The sequence below is a fragment of the Pseudomonas sp. SBT1-2 genome (assembly GCF_028640875.1).
GTDB lineage: Bacteria > Pseudomonadota > Gammaproteobacteria > Pseudomonadales > Pseudomonadaceae > Aquipseudomonas > Aquipseudomonas chlororaphis_I.
The window spans coordinates 33,640-49,296 of sequence record NZ_JAQZAA010000106.1 but is presented as its reverse complement, the minus strand read 5'-3'; the positions used below and the strand labels follow the sequence as shown (position 1 = coordinate 49,296).

17 protein-coding genes are annotated in these 15,657 nt (G+C 63.7%); 3 read left to right on the top strand and 14 right to left on the bottom strand.

Translation table 11 applies throughout. From position 1 onward, the window contains the following. Positions 1-89 precede the first annotated feature (89 nt). Genes pcaF through paaF form a run of 5 tightly spaced genes read right to left on the bottom strand, consistent with a single transcriptional unit; the run spans position 90 to position 4,866 of the window. Positions 90-1,295 carry a 3-oxoadipyl-CoA thiolase gene (gene pcaF / locus PVZ78_RS22235; RefSeq protein ID WP_273829272.1) on the bottom strand — a complete coding sequence of 402 codons (1,206 nt, stop codon included), beginning with the start codon at positions 1,293-1,295 and terminating at the stop codon, positions 90-92. Continuing rightward, positions 1,288-1,737 (bottom strand): hydroxyphenylacetyl-CoA thioesterase PaaI, encoded by a 450-nt coding sequence (paaI, locus tag PVZ78_RS22230; protein WP_273829271.1) that lies wholly within the window; start codon positions 1,735-1,737, stop codon positions 1,288-1,290. The genes pcaF and paaI overlap by 8 nt, the downstream gene beginning before the upstream one ends. Then, a complete protein-coding gene (gene paaH, locus PVZ78_RS22225) occupies positions 1,730-3,247 on the bottom strand; it encodes a 3-hydroxyacyl-CoA dehydrogenase PaaH (protein WP_257373837.1) in 1,518 nt (505 codons plus the stop codon). Before paaH ends, paaI begins: the two co-directional genes overlap by 8 nt. Before the next feature lie 2 nt (positions 3,248-3,249). Continuing rightward, on the bottom strand, positions 3,250-4,041 hold the full coding sequence (paaG, locus tag PVZ78_RS22220; RefSeq protein WP_009048878.1) for a 2-(1,2-epoxy-1,2-dihydrophenyl)acetyl-CoA isomerase PaaG: 792 nt from the start codon (positions 4,039-4,041) through the stop codon (positions 3,250-3,252). A 51-nt stretch (positions 4,042-4,092) separates the two neighbouring features. Next, positions 4,093-4,866, bottom strand: coding sequence for a 2,3-dehydroadipyl-CoA hydratase PaaF (gene paaF / locus PVZ78_RS22215; RefSeq protein ID WP_009048879.1), 774 nt, complete (start codon positions 4,864-4,866; stop codon positions 4,093-4,095). Between the two features lie 357 nt (positions 4,867-5,223). Between paaF and paaY the strand changes: the two genes are divergently transcribed. Together paaY and paaX are read left to right on the top strand one after the other, a co-directional pair. After that, positions 5,224-5,820, top strand: coding sequence for a phenylacetic acid degradation protein PaaY (gene paaY / locus PVZ78_RS22210; protein ID WP_009048880.1), 597 nt, complete (start codon positions 5,224-5,226; stop codon positions 5,818-5,820). 87 nt (positions 5,821-5,907) lie between these two features. After that, positions 5,908-6,831 carry a phenylacetic acid degradation operon negative regulatory protein PaaX gene (gene paaX / locus PVZ78_RS22205; protein WP_009043762.1) on the top strand — a complete coding sequence of 308 codons (924 nt, stop codon included), beginning with the start codon at positions 5,908-5,910 and terminating at the stop codon, positions 6,829-6,831. 273 nt (positions 6,832-7,104) lie between these two features. On the opposite strand, the gene PVZ78_RS22200 is transcribed toward paaX, so the two are convergent. After that, positions 7,105-7,371, bottom strand: a complete 267-nt coding sequence (locus PVZ78_RS22200) for a hypothetical protein (RefSeq protein WP_009048883.1) — start codon at positions 7,369-7,371, stop codon at positions 7,105-7,107. Positions 7,372-7,723: 352 nt separating this feature from the next. On the opposite strand from PVZ78_RS22200, the gene PVZ78_RS22195 reads away from it, so the two are divergent. Beyond that, on the top strand, positions 7,724-9,049 hold the full coding sequence (locus tag PVZ78_RS22195) for a sigma-54 dependent transcriptional regulator (protein ID WP_009048884.1): 1,326 nt from the start codon (positions 7,724-7,726) through the stop codon (positions 9,047-9,049). 61 nt (positions 9,050-9,110) lie between these two features. Here PVZ78_RS22195 and PVZ78_RS22190 read toward each other — a convergent pair whose 3' ends face one another. The 8 genes from PVZ78_RS22190 to pnuC all read right to left on the bottom strand — a co-directional run bounded on the left by PVZ78_RS22190 (position 9,111) and on the right by pnuC (position 15,589). After that, a complete protein-coding gene (locus tag PVZ78_RS22190) occupies positions 9,111-10,403 on the bottom strand; it encodes a transporter (protein WP_009048885.1) in 1,293 nt (430 codons plus the stop codon). Positions 10,404-10,448: 45 nt separating this feature from the next. Further along, a complete protein-coding gene (locus tag PVZ78_RS22185; protein WP_039968451.1) occupies positions 10,449-11,195 on the bottom strand; it encodes a hypothetical protein in 747 nt (248 codons plus the stop codon). Between the two features lie 44 nt (positions 11,196-11,239). Beyond that, the gene (locus tag PVZ78_RS22180; RefSeq protein ID WP_009048887.1) at positions 11,240-11,920 is read right to left on the bottom strand and encodes a C39 family peptidase; all 681 of its coding nucleotides are present in this window, start codon (positions 11,918-11,920) and stop codon (positions 11,240-11,242) included. A 63-nt stretch (positions 11,921-11,983) separates the two neighbouring features. Beyond that, a complete protein-coding gene (locus tag PVZ78_RS22175; protein ID WP_273829270.1) occupies positions 11,984-13,039 on the bottom strand; it encodes a heme utilization protein in 1,056 nt (351 codons plus the stop codon). Between the two features lie 63 nt (positions 13,040-13,102). After that, a complete protein-coding gene (locus tag PVZ78_RS22170) occupies positions 13,103-13,681 on the bottom strand; it encodes an adhesin (protein WP_124340118.1) in 579 nt (192 codons plus the stop codon). A 1-nt stretch (position 13,682) separates the two neighbouring features. Beyond that, a complete protein-coding gene (locus tag PVZ78_RS22165; protein ID WP_135006553.1) occupies positions 13,683-14,144 on the bottom strand; it encodes a hypothetical protein in 462 nt (153 codons plus the stop codon). A gap of 357 nt (positions 14,145-14,501) precedes the next feature. Then, positions 14,502-15,026: an AAA family ATPase gene (locus PVZ78_RS22160; RefSeq protein ID WP_009048891.1), complete on the bottom strand. Its 525-nt coding sequence runs from the start codon at positions 15,024-15,026 to the stop codon at positions 14,502-14,504. Beyond that, positions 15,023-15,589: a nicotinamide riboside transporter PnuC gene (gene pnuC / locus PVZ78_RS22155; protein ID WP_009048892.1), complete on the bottom strand. Its 567-nt coding sequence runs from the start codon at positions 15,587-15,589 to the stop codon at positions 15,023-15,025. Before pnuC ends, PVZ78_RS22160 begins: the two co-directional genes overlap by 4 nt. Between the last annotated feature and the right edge of the window lie 68 nt (positions 15,590-15,657).

The following is a 15,657-nucleotide window of genomic DNA, read 5'->3' as shown; positions in this document are numbered from 1 at the left end:
TTATTGTTGTGTCGAGCCGCCGGCGGGCGGCTCCTGAGTGCCTGTGCCCAGGATACCCTCGGGGGCTCCGGGCGCGGGTGTATCTGGTCTTAAACTCGTTCGACGATCAGGGCGATGCCCTGGCCCACACCGATGCACATGGTGCACAAGGCGTAGCGACCCTGGCGTTGTTCCAGTTCGTGCAGCGCGGTGGTCACCAGGCGCGCGCCGCTCATGCCCAGGGGGTGACCCAGGGCGATGGCGCCGCCGTTGGGGTTGACCCGCCCGTCGTCGTCCGCCAGGCCCAGCTCGCGCAGCACCGCCAGGCCCTGGGCGGCGAACGCTTCGTTGAGTTCGATCACGTCCATGTCCGCCAGGCTCAGCCGGGCCAGCTCCAGCACCTTGCGCGTGGCTGGCACCGGGCCGATGCCCATGATCCGTGGCTCGACCCCGGCGGTGGCCATGGCGACCACCCGACCACGCGCCTTGAGGCCGTAGCATTGTGCGGTTGCTGCATCGGCCAGCAACAGGGCGCAGGCGCCGTCGTTGACCCCCGAGGCGTTGCCCGCGGTGACGCTGCCGCCCTGGCGGAATGGCGTGCCGAGCTTCTGCAGCTGTTCGAGGGTGGTGTCGCCCCTTGGGTGTTCGTCCTGCTCGACCAGGGTCGGCGGGCCTTTGCGCTGGGGAATGGGCACCGCGACTATTTCCCTGGCCAGGCGTCCGCTGGCTTGCGCCGCCGCGGCCCGCTGCTGGCTGCGCAGGGCGAAGGTGTCCTGGTCGGCGCGGGAAATGCCGAACTGCGCGGCGACGTTTTCCGCGGTTTCCGGCATCGAGTCGATGCCGAAGCCTTGTTCCATCAGCGGATTGACGAAGCGCCAGCCGATGGTGGTGTCGAACAGCTCGGCCTGGCGCGAAAACGCGGTCTGCGCCTTGCCCATCACCAGCGGCGCGCGGGACATCGATTCGACGCCGCCGGCCAGCACCAGCCGGGCCTCGCCACAACGCAGGGCGCGGGCGGCGGTGCCGATGGCGTCTAGGCCGGAGCCGCACAAGCGGTTGAGGGTGGTACCGGGGACCTCCACCGGCAACCCGGCGAGCAGCGCCGACATGCGTGCCACGTTGCGGTTGTCTTCGCCGGCCTGGTTGGCGCAGCCGTAGATCACTTCGTCGACCCGGCTCCAGTCGACCCCGGGATTACGCTGCATCAGGGCGCGCAACGGCACTGCGCCCAGGTCGTCGGCGCGCACGCTGCTCAGGGCGCCGCCGTAACGGCCGATGGGGGTGCGGACTGCATCGATGATCAGGGCGTCATTCATTGGGGTTCTCCTGCGGCAGCACCGGGCCGCGCACTTTGTAGGATTTGCCGTGGAACAGGGCGATCAGCACGCCATGCTGGTTTTCGATCCGCACGTCGTAGTTGCCGGTGCGGCCGCTGCGGCTTTGCTCGATGCAGTCGGCGGTCAGGGTGTCGCCGAGGCGGGCCGGGGTGATGTAGTCGATGCTGCAGCCGATGGCCACGGTGGCTTCGTCGTAGGTATTGCAGGCCAGGGCGAAGGCCGAGTCCGCCAGGGTGAACAGCAAGCCGCCGTGGCAGGTGCCGTGGCCCTGCAGCATGTCTTCGCGCACGCTCATGCCCAGCCGGGCGGCGCCGGGCGCCACCGACAGCAGGCGCATGCCGAGTGCCTGGCTGGCGTTGTCGCGTTTGAACAGGCTCTGGGCGCACGCGCTGGCCAGGCTCATGGCAGGGTGATCAAGCATGCAGCGTCCTCCCTTCGGCAACCCGGCGGCGCAACAGCAGGGACGGCCGATAACGTTCCTCGCCGTAGGCGGCCTGCAGGTTTTGCAGGACCTCGAGCACCCATGGCAGGCCCAGGCGGTCGGCCCAGGCCAGGGGGCCTTCGGGGTAATTGACCCCGGCGCGCATCGCCAGGTCGATGTCCACCGCCGAGGCCACGCCTTGCAGCAAGGCGTCGGCGGCCTCGTTGGCGAGCATCGCCACGGTGCGCAGGACCAGCAGCCCCGGGCTGTCGCTGAGCTGGCTGACCTTGAACCCGGCGCGTTGCAACAGTGCCACCGCCTGGTCGCGGGCCAGTGGGCTGGTGCCGGCGCAGCAGCTGATGGCCAGGCGACCGGCGCTGGCATAGTCATGGGCCAGGTCCAGCAGGATCAGGTTGCTCAAGCCGTGGTCGCGGGCGCGCTCGCTGGCCAGGCGCCCGTCGCTGACGGCCAGTACCGCGTCGCCGACCCGCAACAGGCCAGGGCCGTCACGCTCGACCAGGCGCACGCCGGACTCGCGCAGGCGTTGCAGCAAACCTTGGGCAACCCCCAGGTCGCCCTCGACCACACAGTGTTCGATGGGCTGATCGCTGTGCAGCTCGACAGGGGCTGGGCGTTCGGCGCCCTCGGCATAGGAATAGAAGCCCTGGCCGCTCTTGCGGCCGAAATGCCCGGCATCCACCAGTTCCTGCTGGATCAGTGACGGCTGAAAGCGCATGTCGCCGTAATAGGCCTCGAAGACCGAGCGGGTCACTGCGTAGTTGACGTCATGGCCGATCAGGTCCGTCAGCTCGAAGGCACCCATGGCAAAACCACCGGCTTCGCGCAGCAGGGCGTCGAGGGTGGCGCAGTCGCTGGCGCCTTCCTGCAACAGGCGCAGGCTTTCGGCGTAGAACGGCCGGGCCACGCGATTGACGATAAAGCCCGGGGTGGAGCGGGTGTGCACCGGCTTCTTGCCCCAGTTTGTCGCGGTGTCGTACAGGCGCTGCGCCAGTTGCCGGTCGCTGGCCAGCCCCGAGACGACCTCAACCAGCGGCATGACCGGCGCCGGGTTGAAAAAGTGCAGGCCCAGCAGGCGTTCGGGATGCTTCAGGCCGGCGGCGATGCGGGTGATCGACAGCGAAGAGGTGTTGCTGGCAAGGATGCAACTGTCGCGGCACAGGCTTTCCAGTTGGCGAAACAGCTCACGCTTGGCCTCGAGGTTCTCGGCGATGGCTTCGACGATCAGCTCGCTGTCGGCCAGTTGCTCGATGGATTCGGCGGCCTGCAACCGGGCCATGGTTGCCCTGTGCGCCTGGGCGTCGAGCTTGCCGTTGGCCACGCGCCTGGCGAGTTGCCGGTCGATGCCGGCGATGGCTTGCGCCGCGGCGCCCGGGCGGTTGTCCAGCAGCCAGACCGGGTGGCCGGCCTGGGCCGCGACCTGGGCGATGCCGGCGCCCATCGCGCCGGCGCCGATCACCGCGACACGGGCCTGGAGTGTCAGTGCGCTCATGTTCAGCGCCCCTTGAAGGTCGGTGTGCGTTTGTCCATGAAGGCACTCACGCCTTCGCGGTAATCCTCGCTGCGCCCGGCCAGGCGTTGCAGGTCTTTTTCCAGTTCCAGCTGTTCGTCGAAGCTGTTGTCCAGGCTGGCGTTGAGGCTGCGCTTGATCAGCGCCAGGCCGTAGGTCGGCTGGGTGGCCAGGTGGCGTGCAAGCTTGAGGGCTTCGTCACGCAACTCGGCATCTTCGACGCAGCGATAGATCAGGCCCCATTGCTCGGCCTGTTCGGCCGTCAGGCGATTGCCCAGCAGGGCCAGGGCCTTGGCCCGCGCCATGCCGACCAGGCGCGGCAGGGTCCAGGTTCCGCCGGAGTCGGGGATCAGGCCGATCTTGCAGAACGCCTGGATAAAGCTCGCCGAACGACCGGCCAGCACCAGGTCGCAGGCCAGGGGAATGTTGGCCCCGGCCCCGGCGGCCACGCCGTTCACCGCGCAGATCACCGGCAGCGGCAGGTCGCGCAACTGGCGGATCAGCGGGTTGTAGAAACGTTCGATGGACTCGCCCAGGTCCGGCACCTCCGCGCCGGGGGCGACGTTGCGGTCGCTCAGGTCCTGGCCGGCACAGAAGCCACGGCCTTCGCCGGTCAACAGCAGCACCCGGGCCTCGGGATTGGCGCGCACCTGCTTGAGCGCTTCGCGGACCTCGCCATGCATCTGCGCATTGAAGCTGTTGAGCTGCTCGGGGCGGTTCAGGCTGAGGAGGGCGACGCCTGCCTCGACGGAAAACAGGATGTGTTCGAAGTTCATGGTTCTGGCGCTCTCTGACGGGTCGTGGGAGTCGTTGGCCGCTGCGGCGGCCTAGTGGCCGGTGAAGCTGGGCCGGCGTTTTTCCTGGAAGGCGCGGATGCCTTCTTCGCGGTCGCGGGTGCCGGCCAGCACCGTGAAGGCGTGGCGCTCGAAGCGCAGGCCGCTGGCGAGGTCGGTGTCCAGCGCCTTGAGCAGTGCCTCCTTGGCCAGGCGCAGGGCCAGCGGCGCCTTGCCGGCGATCAGCCGCGCCAGCTGCAGGGCACGCTCGACCGTGAGTTCCGGTTGGGTGACCTCGCTGACCAGGCCGGCGCGCAAGGCATGGCGGGCATCGATCGACTCGCCGCCGAGGACCATCTGCATGGCCAGGGATTTGCCGACCGCCCGCAGCAGGCGCTGGGTGCCGCCGGCGCCGGGCATGATCCCGAGGTTGATTTCCGGCTGGCCAAAACGGGCGTCCTCGCCGGCGATCAGGATGTCGGCGTGCATGGCCAGCTCGCAGCCGCCGCCGAGGGCAAAGCCGTTGACCGCGGCGATCAGCGGTTTGCTGAAGCCGGTGATCTGCTGCCAGGAAGCCTGGCGCGGGTCGTTGAGGATGCCGGTGAGGTCGCGCTCGGCCATTTCATTGATGTCGGCGCCGGCGGCGAATGCCTTGCGGCTGCCGGTCAGCACCACGACCCGGGTCTCGCTGTCGGCCTGGGCGGCGTCCAGGGCGGCTGCCAGTTCGCCGAGCAATTCGGTGGTCAGGGCATTCAGGGCGGCGGGGCGTTGCAGGGTAATCAGTCGAACGCCGCCATCGAGGTTTTCGACAGCAAGGGTTTGAGGCATGGCGGATGCCCTCACGGTGCACGCTCGGCGCAGGGCCGGGTCATTATTGGATTGGCTGGGGAGCCGGTTTTCGCCGAGTATATCGCCAATACGATACATAAATGCAATGTAAAAATATGATTAGTGTGTCTTTATGTTGAGGATTTGAGTCTGTTGCGCCAGGACGAAGAGGGGCGATCAAGTCGTGATTTTCCAGGTTTTATTGGGGTTTGTGGCCTTTGTCTGGCGGCCTTCGCTGAGTAGAGACGCGATACTGTTTTTCCGCTTTTTCGTTTAAGCTTTATGTGATACAAAATAAATCCTGATCGGCATCGCTTTGCGCGCTATGTCGACTGCCGCTTAGCCAAGGAGTACCTCATGACCTGCTACAGCCTCGACGGCCTGACTCCGGTGGTCCATCCCAGTGCTTATGTGCATCCGTCCGCCGTGTTGATCGGCGACGTGATAGTCGGTGCCCATTGCTACATCGGCCCGCTGGCCAGCCTGCGCGGCGATTTCGGGCGGATCGTGCTGGAGGAGGGGGCCAACCTGCAGGACACCTGTGTGATGCACGGCTTTCCCGACAGCGACACGGTGGTCGAGCGCAACGGCCATATCGGCCACGGCGCGGTGCTGCACGGCTGCCGGATCGGCGCCGATGCGCTGGTGGGGATGAATGCGGTGGTGATGGACAACGCCCGGATCGCGCCACGCTGCTTCGTGTCCGCGGCGGCCTTCGTCAAGGCCGGCTTCGAGTGTGCGGAGCAGTCGCTGGTCATGGGCGCCCCGGCCAGTGTCAAACGCCGCCTCAGCGACGAAGAGCTGCACTGGAAGCAGGCCGGCACCCGTGAATACCAACAGCTGGCCAGGCGCTGCCTGGAGCAAATGCAGGTCTGTGAGCCGCTCGCGGAGCCCGAAGCCAATCGCCCGCGTATCACCGACAGCGGCCTGCGCCCGAAAAATACCGCCCAGTGAACAACCAGGGCACAGTGGGTCGTGCGCTCCAGGCCACTCCAAGCCGGTGAAACCCGGTATATTTCTTCCTTTTTGTCCGGTACGCCCATGTCGTCCCTAGCACCTTTGAATCACCTTGTGACCCGTTTCCAGGAGCAGACGCCGATTCGCGCCAGTTCCCTGATCATTACCCTGTACGGCGATGCCATCGAACCCCACGGCGGTACGGTATGGCTGGGCAGCCTGATCCAGTTGCTCGAACCCATCGGCATCAACGAGCGACTGATCCGCACCTCGATCTTCCGCCTGACCAAGGAAGGCTGGCTGACCGCCGAGAAAGTCGGGCGCCGCAGCTATTACAGCCTGACCGGTACCGGCCGCCGGCGTTTCGACAAGGCCTTCAAGCGGGTCTACAACGCCAGCGTGCCGGCCTGGGACGGTTCCTGGTGCCTGGTGATGCTGTCGCAGCTCGGCCAGGACAAGCGCAAGCAGGTGCGCGAAGAGCTGGAGTGGCAAGGTTTTGGCGCGATTTCGCCGGTGCTGCTGGCCTGTCCGCGCAGCGATCGGGCGGATATCAACGCGACCCTGGTGGACCTCGGCGCCCAGGAAGACACCATTGTGTTCGAGACCACCGCCCAGGACGTGCTGGCCTCCAAGGCGCTGCGCCTGCAGGTGCGCGAAAGCTGGAATATCGACGAGCTGGCGGCTCATTACAGCGAGTTCATCCAGTTGTTCCGGCCGCTGTGGCAAGCGCTGCGCGAGCAGGAGCAGCTGCAACCGGCCGATTGTTTCCTGGCGCGCCTGCTGCTGATCCACGAATACCGCAAACTGCTGCTGCGCGATCCGCAGCTGCCGGACGAGCTGCTCCCTGGTGACTGGGAAGGCCGGGCGGCGCGCCAGCTGTGCCGCAACATCTATCGCCTGATCTACGCCAAGGCCGAGGAATGGCTCAACGACGCGCTGGAAAACGCCGACGGTCCGCTGCCGGATGTGGGCGAAAGTTTCTATCGGCGTTTTGGCGGTTTGAAGTAAGGCGTTTCAAGATGCAACCCTCGTTCAGGAACACTCGAGTATCGGGGGCGCCTGGCGAGGGATGTGCGGCAGATACTAAAGCGCCATGTCAGGCACGGACTAAGGCGGTAATAAAGAGGTTTTAACGAGCGTCTGGAGATTCGCCTTGAAACAGGCGGGAGAGAGGCAAGTCAGGTCGCGAAAGTTGAACTTTCTGCAAACTGGCTAAAGTGCTGGTATATCAACTGCGACAAAATAACGCAGATCACCCGAAGGTGATCTGCGTCCGTGTTCTTACTCTGGCATGGCCCAGGATTGCAGTTTGTAACCTTCCTGGCTCAGTTCGGCGCGGGCCTGTTTCAGCAGGTCTTCCAGTTGCGCCGGGTCGGAGTAGGCGCTGCTTGGAATCTGTTTGCGGCCAATACGGGTATTGGTGCGGTCGATGACGGTCAGGCTCAGTTCGCCGTTACCGTCTTGTGGGGCCCAGGCGACGCATTGGAATGGCTGGAATGCGCGGTCGGCGATCAAAAGTGCTTCGTTGATACGGAGCGGGGCGTTCATGGGGTCTTCTCTCTATGTGCCCAATCAAATGATGTGCCGTCGGTTGGGCTTACCGTTCGGCTGGTTACTTGTACTGATGTCTCGAACCAGGGATCAGGTCACATAGAAAGACCAGAATTTACAACTTTTGTTCACACCCGCGATGCAGAGCCTTCTTTTGAAAGCTGAATGAAAGATTGGCGCACGGAATTAAACCAGGCTTTTGGATCCATGTAACAGTTAGTCCAAATGGTGATTGGCGCTATAAACAATCGATACAAGACCCCCGTCAAGTAATTGCTAATGTTACAGCCAGGTTTGCCAAACTACTGTTTCTAATAACTTTTCCTCTTTTTGGCGCCAAGGAACAGTCATGCTTGAAGCGACCGCCTTACGCCGCCTTTTAGTGGTTGACCCGTGCGACGATTGCCATCGTCTGCTGCCTGGATTACGCACGGCGGGCTGGGATGTCGACAGTTGTGACTTGGAAGCGGCCGTCGATCGCGGCTGTGACGTCGGCTTGCTACGTTTGCAGGCTTTTCACCTGGAGCGACCGGAAGCGGTCAAGGACCTGATCAGCCGCAGCGGCACCGAGTGGATCGCGGTGCTCAGCCCGGAGGTGCTGCGCCTGCAGAAAGTCGGCGATTTCGTCTGCGAGTGGTTTTTCGATTTCCACACCCTGCCGTTCGATGTCTCGCGGGTCCAGGTGACCCTCGGGCGGGCCTTCGGCATGGCCCGCCTGCGTGGCCAGGGGCACATCCATGTCGCTCAGCCCGAGCATGAGTTGCTGGGCGACAGCCGACCGATCCGCGACTTGCGCAAACTCTTGAGCAAACTGGCGCCCACCGAGTCGCCGGTGCTGATTCGCGGCGAAAGCGGTACCGGCAAGGAACTGGTGGCCAGGACCCTGCACCGCCAGTCGCAGCGCCACAGCAAGCCCTTCGTGGCGATCAACTGTGGGGCGATCCCCGAGCACCTGATCCAGTCCGAACTGTTCGGCCATGAGAAGGGCGCGTTCACCGGCGCCCATCAACGCAAGGTCGGGCGTATCGAGGCGGCCCATGGCGGCACGCTGTTTCTCGACGAAATCGGCGACCTGCCGCTGGAGCTGCAGGCCAATCTGTTGCGCTTTTTGCAGGAAAAACACATTGAACGCGTGGGCGGCAGCCAGCCGATCCCGGTGGATGTACGGGTGCTGGCGGCGACTCACGTCGACCTCGAGGCGGCGATCGACAAGGGGCGCTTTCGCGAAGACCTGTATTACCGCCTGAACGTGTTGCAGGTGGTTACCGCACCATTGCGCGAACGGCATGGCGATATCGGCATGCTGGCCAGCCATTTTTCCCACTTCTATAGCCTGGAAACCGGGCGCCGGCCGCGCAGTTTCAGCGAGGACGCACTGGTGGCCATGGGCAAGCACGACTGGCCGGGCAATGTCCGCGAGCTGGCCAACCGGGTGCGGCGCGGCCTGGTGCTGGCCGAGGGCCGGCAGATCGAGGCCCGGGACCTGGGGCTGCTCAGTCCGCAGGCCAGCATCGCGCCCATGGGCACGCTGGAGGACTACAAGCACCGGGCCGAGCGCCAGGCCCTGTGCGATGTGTTGAATCGGCACAGCGACAACCTGAGTGTCGCGGCCAGGGTGCTGGGCGTATCGCGCCCGACCTTCTACCGGTTGCTGCACAAGCATCAGATCCGCTAGGGCGGTGCGACGAAAAGGCCCGCGGCGAGGTGATCGCCGCGGGCCTTTTTTTGCCTGGTGTTTAGAAGTAGTAGGGGAATTTCAGGCTGAAGGTGAAATCCGGCGCATCGTCGGTCAGGCCGATGGACAGGTTGGGCACTATGGTCAGGTTGTCGGTGGCCGCCACGGTCATGCCGACGTTGAAGTAACCGGCGTTGGCATCGCTGGACACCACGGACTGCCAGTCGCCGCCGTCTTCCTTGAGCTTGCTCTTGCGCTGGACCAGGTCCGAGAAGGAGAACGACATACTCATCTTCTCGTTCAGGGCGAAGGCGATGCCCATGCCGATCTGGAAGCTGTCGCCGAGCTTGACCTTGCCCGGGGTCTTCAGGTTGACCGTGGAGCTGATGTCGTCGAAGGATTCTTCCAGGTTGTGGGTGTAGGAGAGGGTACCGAACAGCACCGCCGGGTCGAAGGTCTTGACCAGCGTGATACCGGGGGTGATCGACCAGACGCCGTTACCGGTCGGCAGGTCATCCGGGACGAACAGGTTGGTGTTGTCCTGGACCTGGCGCAGCTTGATGCCGAACGGCTCTTCGCCGGTCGGCGCCTTGACGCGCAAGGACAACACCGCGTCCGGGGTATTGACCGACTCGTCGAGGAACTTGTAGGCGATGCCGAAGTTCACGTCGCCGAGGGTCGGGTCCTTGGACACGGTTTTTTCGCTGGTGACGCCCGCCGCGCCGTTCTGGGCGCCGCCGGACTGGTAGGTCGACTCGCGGTAGATCACCGGCACGTTGACATCGAACTGCCAGCGGTTGTCCAGGTTGTAGCGGGCCGTGAGGTCGAGGGTCCAGTTGTCGGCCTTGATCCGGTCCAGGTTGATGTTGCCGAGGAAGATCGAATCCAGCGCCAGGAAGCCGTTGAGAATCAGCTGCCGGGTGTCGTAGCGGGAGTAGGTCAGGCCGGTCTCGACACTGAACTTGCCGCCGCCAAAGAAGCCGCTGGCTTCGTCGTACAGGTTGGACACGCTCTGTGCCGGTTGCGAATCATCCCTGAGCGATTCCCCGTAGGAGCTGCCGCCGGCCGGGGTCGGGCCTTTGCTCGTGGTCCCGGCCACCTGCTGGTTACCACGCATGTCCGCTGGCGACTTGGCCAGGCGTTTCGGTGGTGGCGCCGCCGGTTGCTCCTCGACCTGGCGTACCCGTTGTTCCAATACCGCCAGGGCTTTCTGCTGCACTTCGTAACGTTGCTTGAGCTCCAGTAATTCTTGTTTCAGGGCCTCTACGTCGGCATCAGGCGCTGCCTGCAGCAGTGCAGCCGGGAAGAGCGTGCTCAAACATACAACTGCGCGCAGCGAGACTGATCGATACATGAGTAAGCCGTCCCTTTGAGCCTAATGATCGAGAATCAGCGTAGTTCAATATCCCAGGTTGCGAAGGCCCTTGAGCTGGGTCAGGTTGCAATCCAACGCGCCAGTACTCGCCCCGTTATTGTTGAGCACCACGTTCAGTTGGGTCATGTTGCTGACCAGGTTGCTGTCGCCCAGCAGGCGGGTGTTCTGCAGCAAGCCGCCCTGGGCCACTTGTTGCACGGCCGAGCCCTGGTTGTTATTGGCCTGGATGGCCATCTGGATGCCGCCACCGGTGGCGGACACGGCCACGCTGCCCGCGGCGTTGCTGCCGCTGATGGTTTGCCCGCTCATCAATAGCTGGCCTTGCGCCGGCACCAGCGCCGGAGCATGGCTGGCTTCCTTGACGTCGATGGAAAGGTTGTTATAGGCGGTGTTGCCATCGCCCGCCGCGCGCACGCTCTGGGTCACACCCTGGGTGGTGGCCAGGCCCGCGCCGCCGATCACGTTGCCCGAGCCCTGGGTCGGCGTCGAGCCGTTGCCGGTTTCGGTGATCGTGGAGACATAGAATTCCGGCTTGATCGTCGATTGCTGGATCTGCATCGAGGTCGTGGCGCCGATCAGATCGCCCGAGGCGTTGCGCCAGGTGCTGCTCATGACAATGCCGAAGCTGATGATCCGCCCCGGCATGACGTAGCGACCGCGGAGCTCGGAGAGTTCCTGGTCCTTGATTTCTATAGGCTTGAACCCTGCGTTGGCGTACGCAGGAAAACTTGTGACCAGGCAGGCAGCGGCCAGCCAGTAAGCGCTTTTCATCTGCTGCTCCCGGAGCATCCTGCCCCTTTATCCTTAGGGCGACCCTAGAAGAAGTCGCTCTGAATGAAACCGAATTCCATCAGTTCTGCGTCTTTGACCGGGTTGAAGGTATCCAGCTTGTTCTTTGCGGTCAGCGGGTTGGGCGGGTCGAGCAAGGCGTTGGCCTTGTCGTAGCCGGGGCCGACGATGGCGAAGACGATACCGTTCCAGCCTTTGACAAAGTCTTCGTGGGAGTAGCGTTTATGGCCGAGGACGGGGTCGCCGATATAGACCCAGTCTTTGTATGCCCGCTGCATGACCACGAAGTGCTTGTAACCACGAATGTCCATCAGTACCACCACCGGAATGGAGACCGCCTGCAGTTTGTCGGGAGGTATCCGGTAGCCCCGGGCGCGCATGCCGATGCTTTCCAGGTAGCGCTTCATGTCCAGCATGGAGAAACCCTGGGTACGCACAAGGTCCTGGTCGGCGGTGGCCAGCATGCCCTTGATGACCTGCTCCTCATCGACGTCGAGCCAGTAGGCCTGGCGCAGTACCGTCGCCAGCGCGGCGGCGCCGCAGCTGAAGTCGGTTTTCTGCTCGACCAGGTCGGCGAATTTGCGCTCCCGTACGCTCTGCACCTGCTTGTACACCAGGTTTCCGCCCGGCAATACGGCCACTGGCATCTGTGCGGCCTGAGCCAGGCCCGTCAGACAAAGCAAAAGGGAGAAGGTCGCCATTCGCATGATCGCTACGCCTTGTGGGACTGTGGAAAAGCCCCGTTTCCGGGGCTTTCGTCACGCTCGTGATTACAGGCAGGCTCTGCAGCCGGCAGCGATGGACAGCGAGTTGCTTTGTTGGTTGCCGACACCCGCCGAGACGTTGGCGCCGCCGTTGCCGGAGAAGCCGTTCATCGAGCCAGACATCGACGCGTTGTTGATCACAGGGTTTTTCCAGCCGTCTTTGGTCAGCACTTGCTTCGTCCAGACGCCGGAAAGTTCGATCGTGCCTTGTTCCTTGAAGGTGAACTTCTGATCGTCGTTATCGTAGCCACCACTACGATCGCCGTAGCCATGATGACCACCGCCATGGTGATCGTCGTCGCCCTGGATCTTGCCGTAGCCGGTGCCTTTGTAGGTGCCGGAGGCATTGAACTCACTGGTAAGGGTGTCTTTTTTGTAGGTACGCACACCCTTGTTGTCCACGTCCAGGCCAGTGACGGTCTGGTCGGCCGAAGCCGATGCGGTCGCTACGCGTCCGCCGGATACGGCGATTGCCAGGTTGTTTTTCTGTTGGTTGAGGTCGCCGGCGGTGACGTTGATGCCGATGTTGCCGGAGCCGCCGTTGCCAGCATTGTCGAGTGTTGCGTTGTTTTGCGTGGACCAGTTTTTCACCGTGTTGTTGGTGTTGGTCTGGGTAGCGCTGGAAGTGGCTACCGCGCTGCCGAAGATGAAGCTTTCATCGGCGGTGGCCAGGGCGACGGCGTTGTCTTGTTGGTTGCCGGCGCCGGCAGCCACGTTGGCGCCCATGTTGCCGTTGGAGTTGTTCATCGAGTCGCTGGCGTCGGCGTTGTTGTTGGTGCCGCGGTTGCTGACGCTGTTGCCCGAGCTGAACTGCTCATCGGTTACGTTGGCCACGGCTCCGGCGGTGATTTGCAGCTTGGTTTTGAGGTCTAGACCGTCGTGGCCTCCATGACCGCCATGACCGCCATGACCACCGTGGTGACCATTGTGACCGCCATGGCCACCGTGGCCGCCATGACCGCCGTGACCTCCGTGATTGTCGTCGTTGCCCGCATGTGCGGCGATCGCCATGACTGCGGCGAGGGCAAAAACCAGTGGCTTGAGAGCCATTGTAGGTTTCATGGTGTTTCTCCGTGCTTATTTAGTTGGTTAAGTGTTGGTACCTTCCAATCGCACTGCTGCGGGTCAGTCAGCGACCCGTATGCTCAGGGTGTTAGCCATTCGGTTCCCCACCCCGGCACTCTGGTTCACCTGAATCACTCCCCGGCTGCCGGTGAAGGCCTGGTCGCTGGTAACGACCTGGCGGCTGCCTTTGGAAGCGTCAGTTGCTCCCGAGCCTGGTAACAGCGTCACGTTCTGTTGGGACAGGACGCTGTCGTCGATGCTTTGCGGCTGGGCACTGATGCTCACCCGCATTGCGTTGACCATCTGGTTGTTGGCCCCGGCTCCCTGGTTCACGCCCAGGACCCCGTTGCCGTTGCTGAAAGCGTTGCCGCCGATGCTGCTGGTGGCGTCGATCGCGCTGCTGGCCGGCGTGCCGAGCTTCTGCCGGACCACGGTGGTGGCCTGGGCGTCGGTGCCGATGGCGATGGCGCGCGTGTTGGTCTGTTGCTGCTGGTCGCCGGCGGCCTGGTTGACGTTGAAGTTGCCGTTGTAGCGGGCGCCGGAGTTGTGAAGGGTGGCGGTGTCCACCGCCTGGATGCCTGGGTCGGCCATTGCCGAAGGGCAGCCGAACAGGGCAAGCAATACGAGGGTGCGAATCATCTCATTGGCCTCCGGCCAGTCTGCCCAAAGGAGCCAGGCCAGAATTCAGCGAGCGGTTGATGGTGCCGGAGATGGCGCCACCGCTGCCGCCGCCGTGGCCGGCGCTCATGCCGGCCATGCCGTTGGGGTTGGCGACGCTGTTCAGCCCCTGCAGGTTGACGCCGTTGGGCATGACGCTGCTGCTGATCGTGGAACCGCTGCTGACCCCGGCAAAATCGCCGTCGCTCAATTCGGTGTTGCTGGTCATCTGTTTGACCCGGGCCGAAGGGTTGGCATTGACGGTGGTCGGGTAGGGATCTGGATGCAGCGGAGGGCGGCCGACGCTACGAGGTTGAACGTCGCGGTCGAGAACGATCCTGCCGTCCCTGATGTCGTCGGCAGCCTGGACCGGGAGGCTGAGCAGCGAGCTAATGGCGCAGCCGATCAGCAGGAGGTGGGTCAGAGCTGAATTGCGATTCTCCACGGCAGCATTCCCTTCTTCTGTCGCTGGCCCTAGCCGGCGTTGCGAGGGTAGAGAGCAGAAGCCGTGCCGCTTTTTTGATTGTTTCAAAAATTCAACAGGTTACGAATAACCAAGGGCGTTACAGGGACAGGAGTGTTTCAACGATGAGACCGGTGCCGCCTCCGGTAGCCCGGCAGTACCGTGGCGACGCTCTGGATCGGGAGGCTCGCGTCGGGTTGTATCAGCGTTTTAACAGATGGCTGAAGGGCAATGAGAAGCCCTTTGAATTGGCCGCTTTGCGCAGCGGCGGGTGTTTCAGGAGTGGACATTTGTCCTGCTTGTGCAGGAGAAAAAAACGCGGACACGAAAGGTATTCGGTCAACCCTGAAGCAGGCGCTCGACCAGCTCGAATGCCCGTTGCCGACGGGCTTCCCAATCGCCGCGAATCACTTCGAAGGGCTGCTGGTGTTGCACCAGCCAATCACCGGTGGCCTTGAAGAAGGCCAGGCGCTCGCTCAGTTCGGGTTGGCAGCGCTGGCCGTCGTTGCTCCAGCCGACATCTTCCGGGGAGAGTAGCAGGTGCAGGTCATAGCAGCGAGCCAGCAGCTCGGGTTCCAGCCAGTCCGGGCAGGCGCCGAACAGGGCCTGGCTCCAGAGCATATTGCTCAGCAGGTGCGTGTCGAGAATCAGCAGCGGCGGGTGTTGCGCCCGGGCCTGGTCTTCCCAGGCCAACTGGCCGCGGGCAATCTCCGGGATATCCGCCAGGCAGGTGTCGCGCCGATGCTGTTCGATGAAATGGCGGACGTACTCGCCCACCTGGATGCCACCGAAGCGCGCCTGCAAGTGGCCGCTGAGCCAGCTTTTGCCACTGGACTCGGGGCCGGTCAGCACCAGGACCTTCATGCCGGGCGCAGCGCCGGGTCGGCCCGCCAGGCACGCCAGCCCTGCACGGCCAGCAGGGTGAACAGCCCGTACAGTGCCGCTGTCAGGTACAGGTCCTTGTAGATGAACAGGCCGACAAAAATCACGTCGACGGCAATCCACAGCGGCCAGCATTGCACGCGCTTCTGCGCCATCCACCATTGCGCCACCAGGCTGAAGCCGGTCAGCGCGGCGTCCAGCCAGGGTTGCGCGGCATCGGTCCAATGGGCCATGGCCGCTCCCAGCAGCAGGCTGCCGACGGCTCCGAGGCTCAGGCCGAACAGCATCGAGCGGGGCCCTAGCAGGCTGACCGGACGCCCCTGATGGCTGGCGCCGCCACGGGTCCATTGCCACCAGCCATAGAGTTGCAGGGCGGCGTAGACCACTTGCAGCAGCATGTCCGAATACAGCTTCACTTCGAAGAAGATCCAGCTGTACAGCAGCACCATGACCAGGCCGATCGGCCAGCACCAGGGGTTCTGTCTGACTGTCAGCCAGACGGCGATCACGCCGAGTGCAGCGGCGAACAGTTCAAGCCCGGACATGAAAACTACCTGGAAGCGGAGGAGGGTGCGGATTGTAACCAGAAGCGGCCTTGCATGTTAGTGAAGGC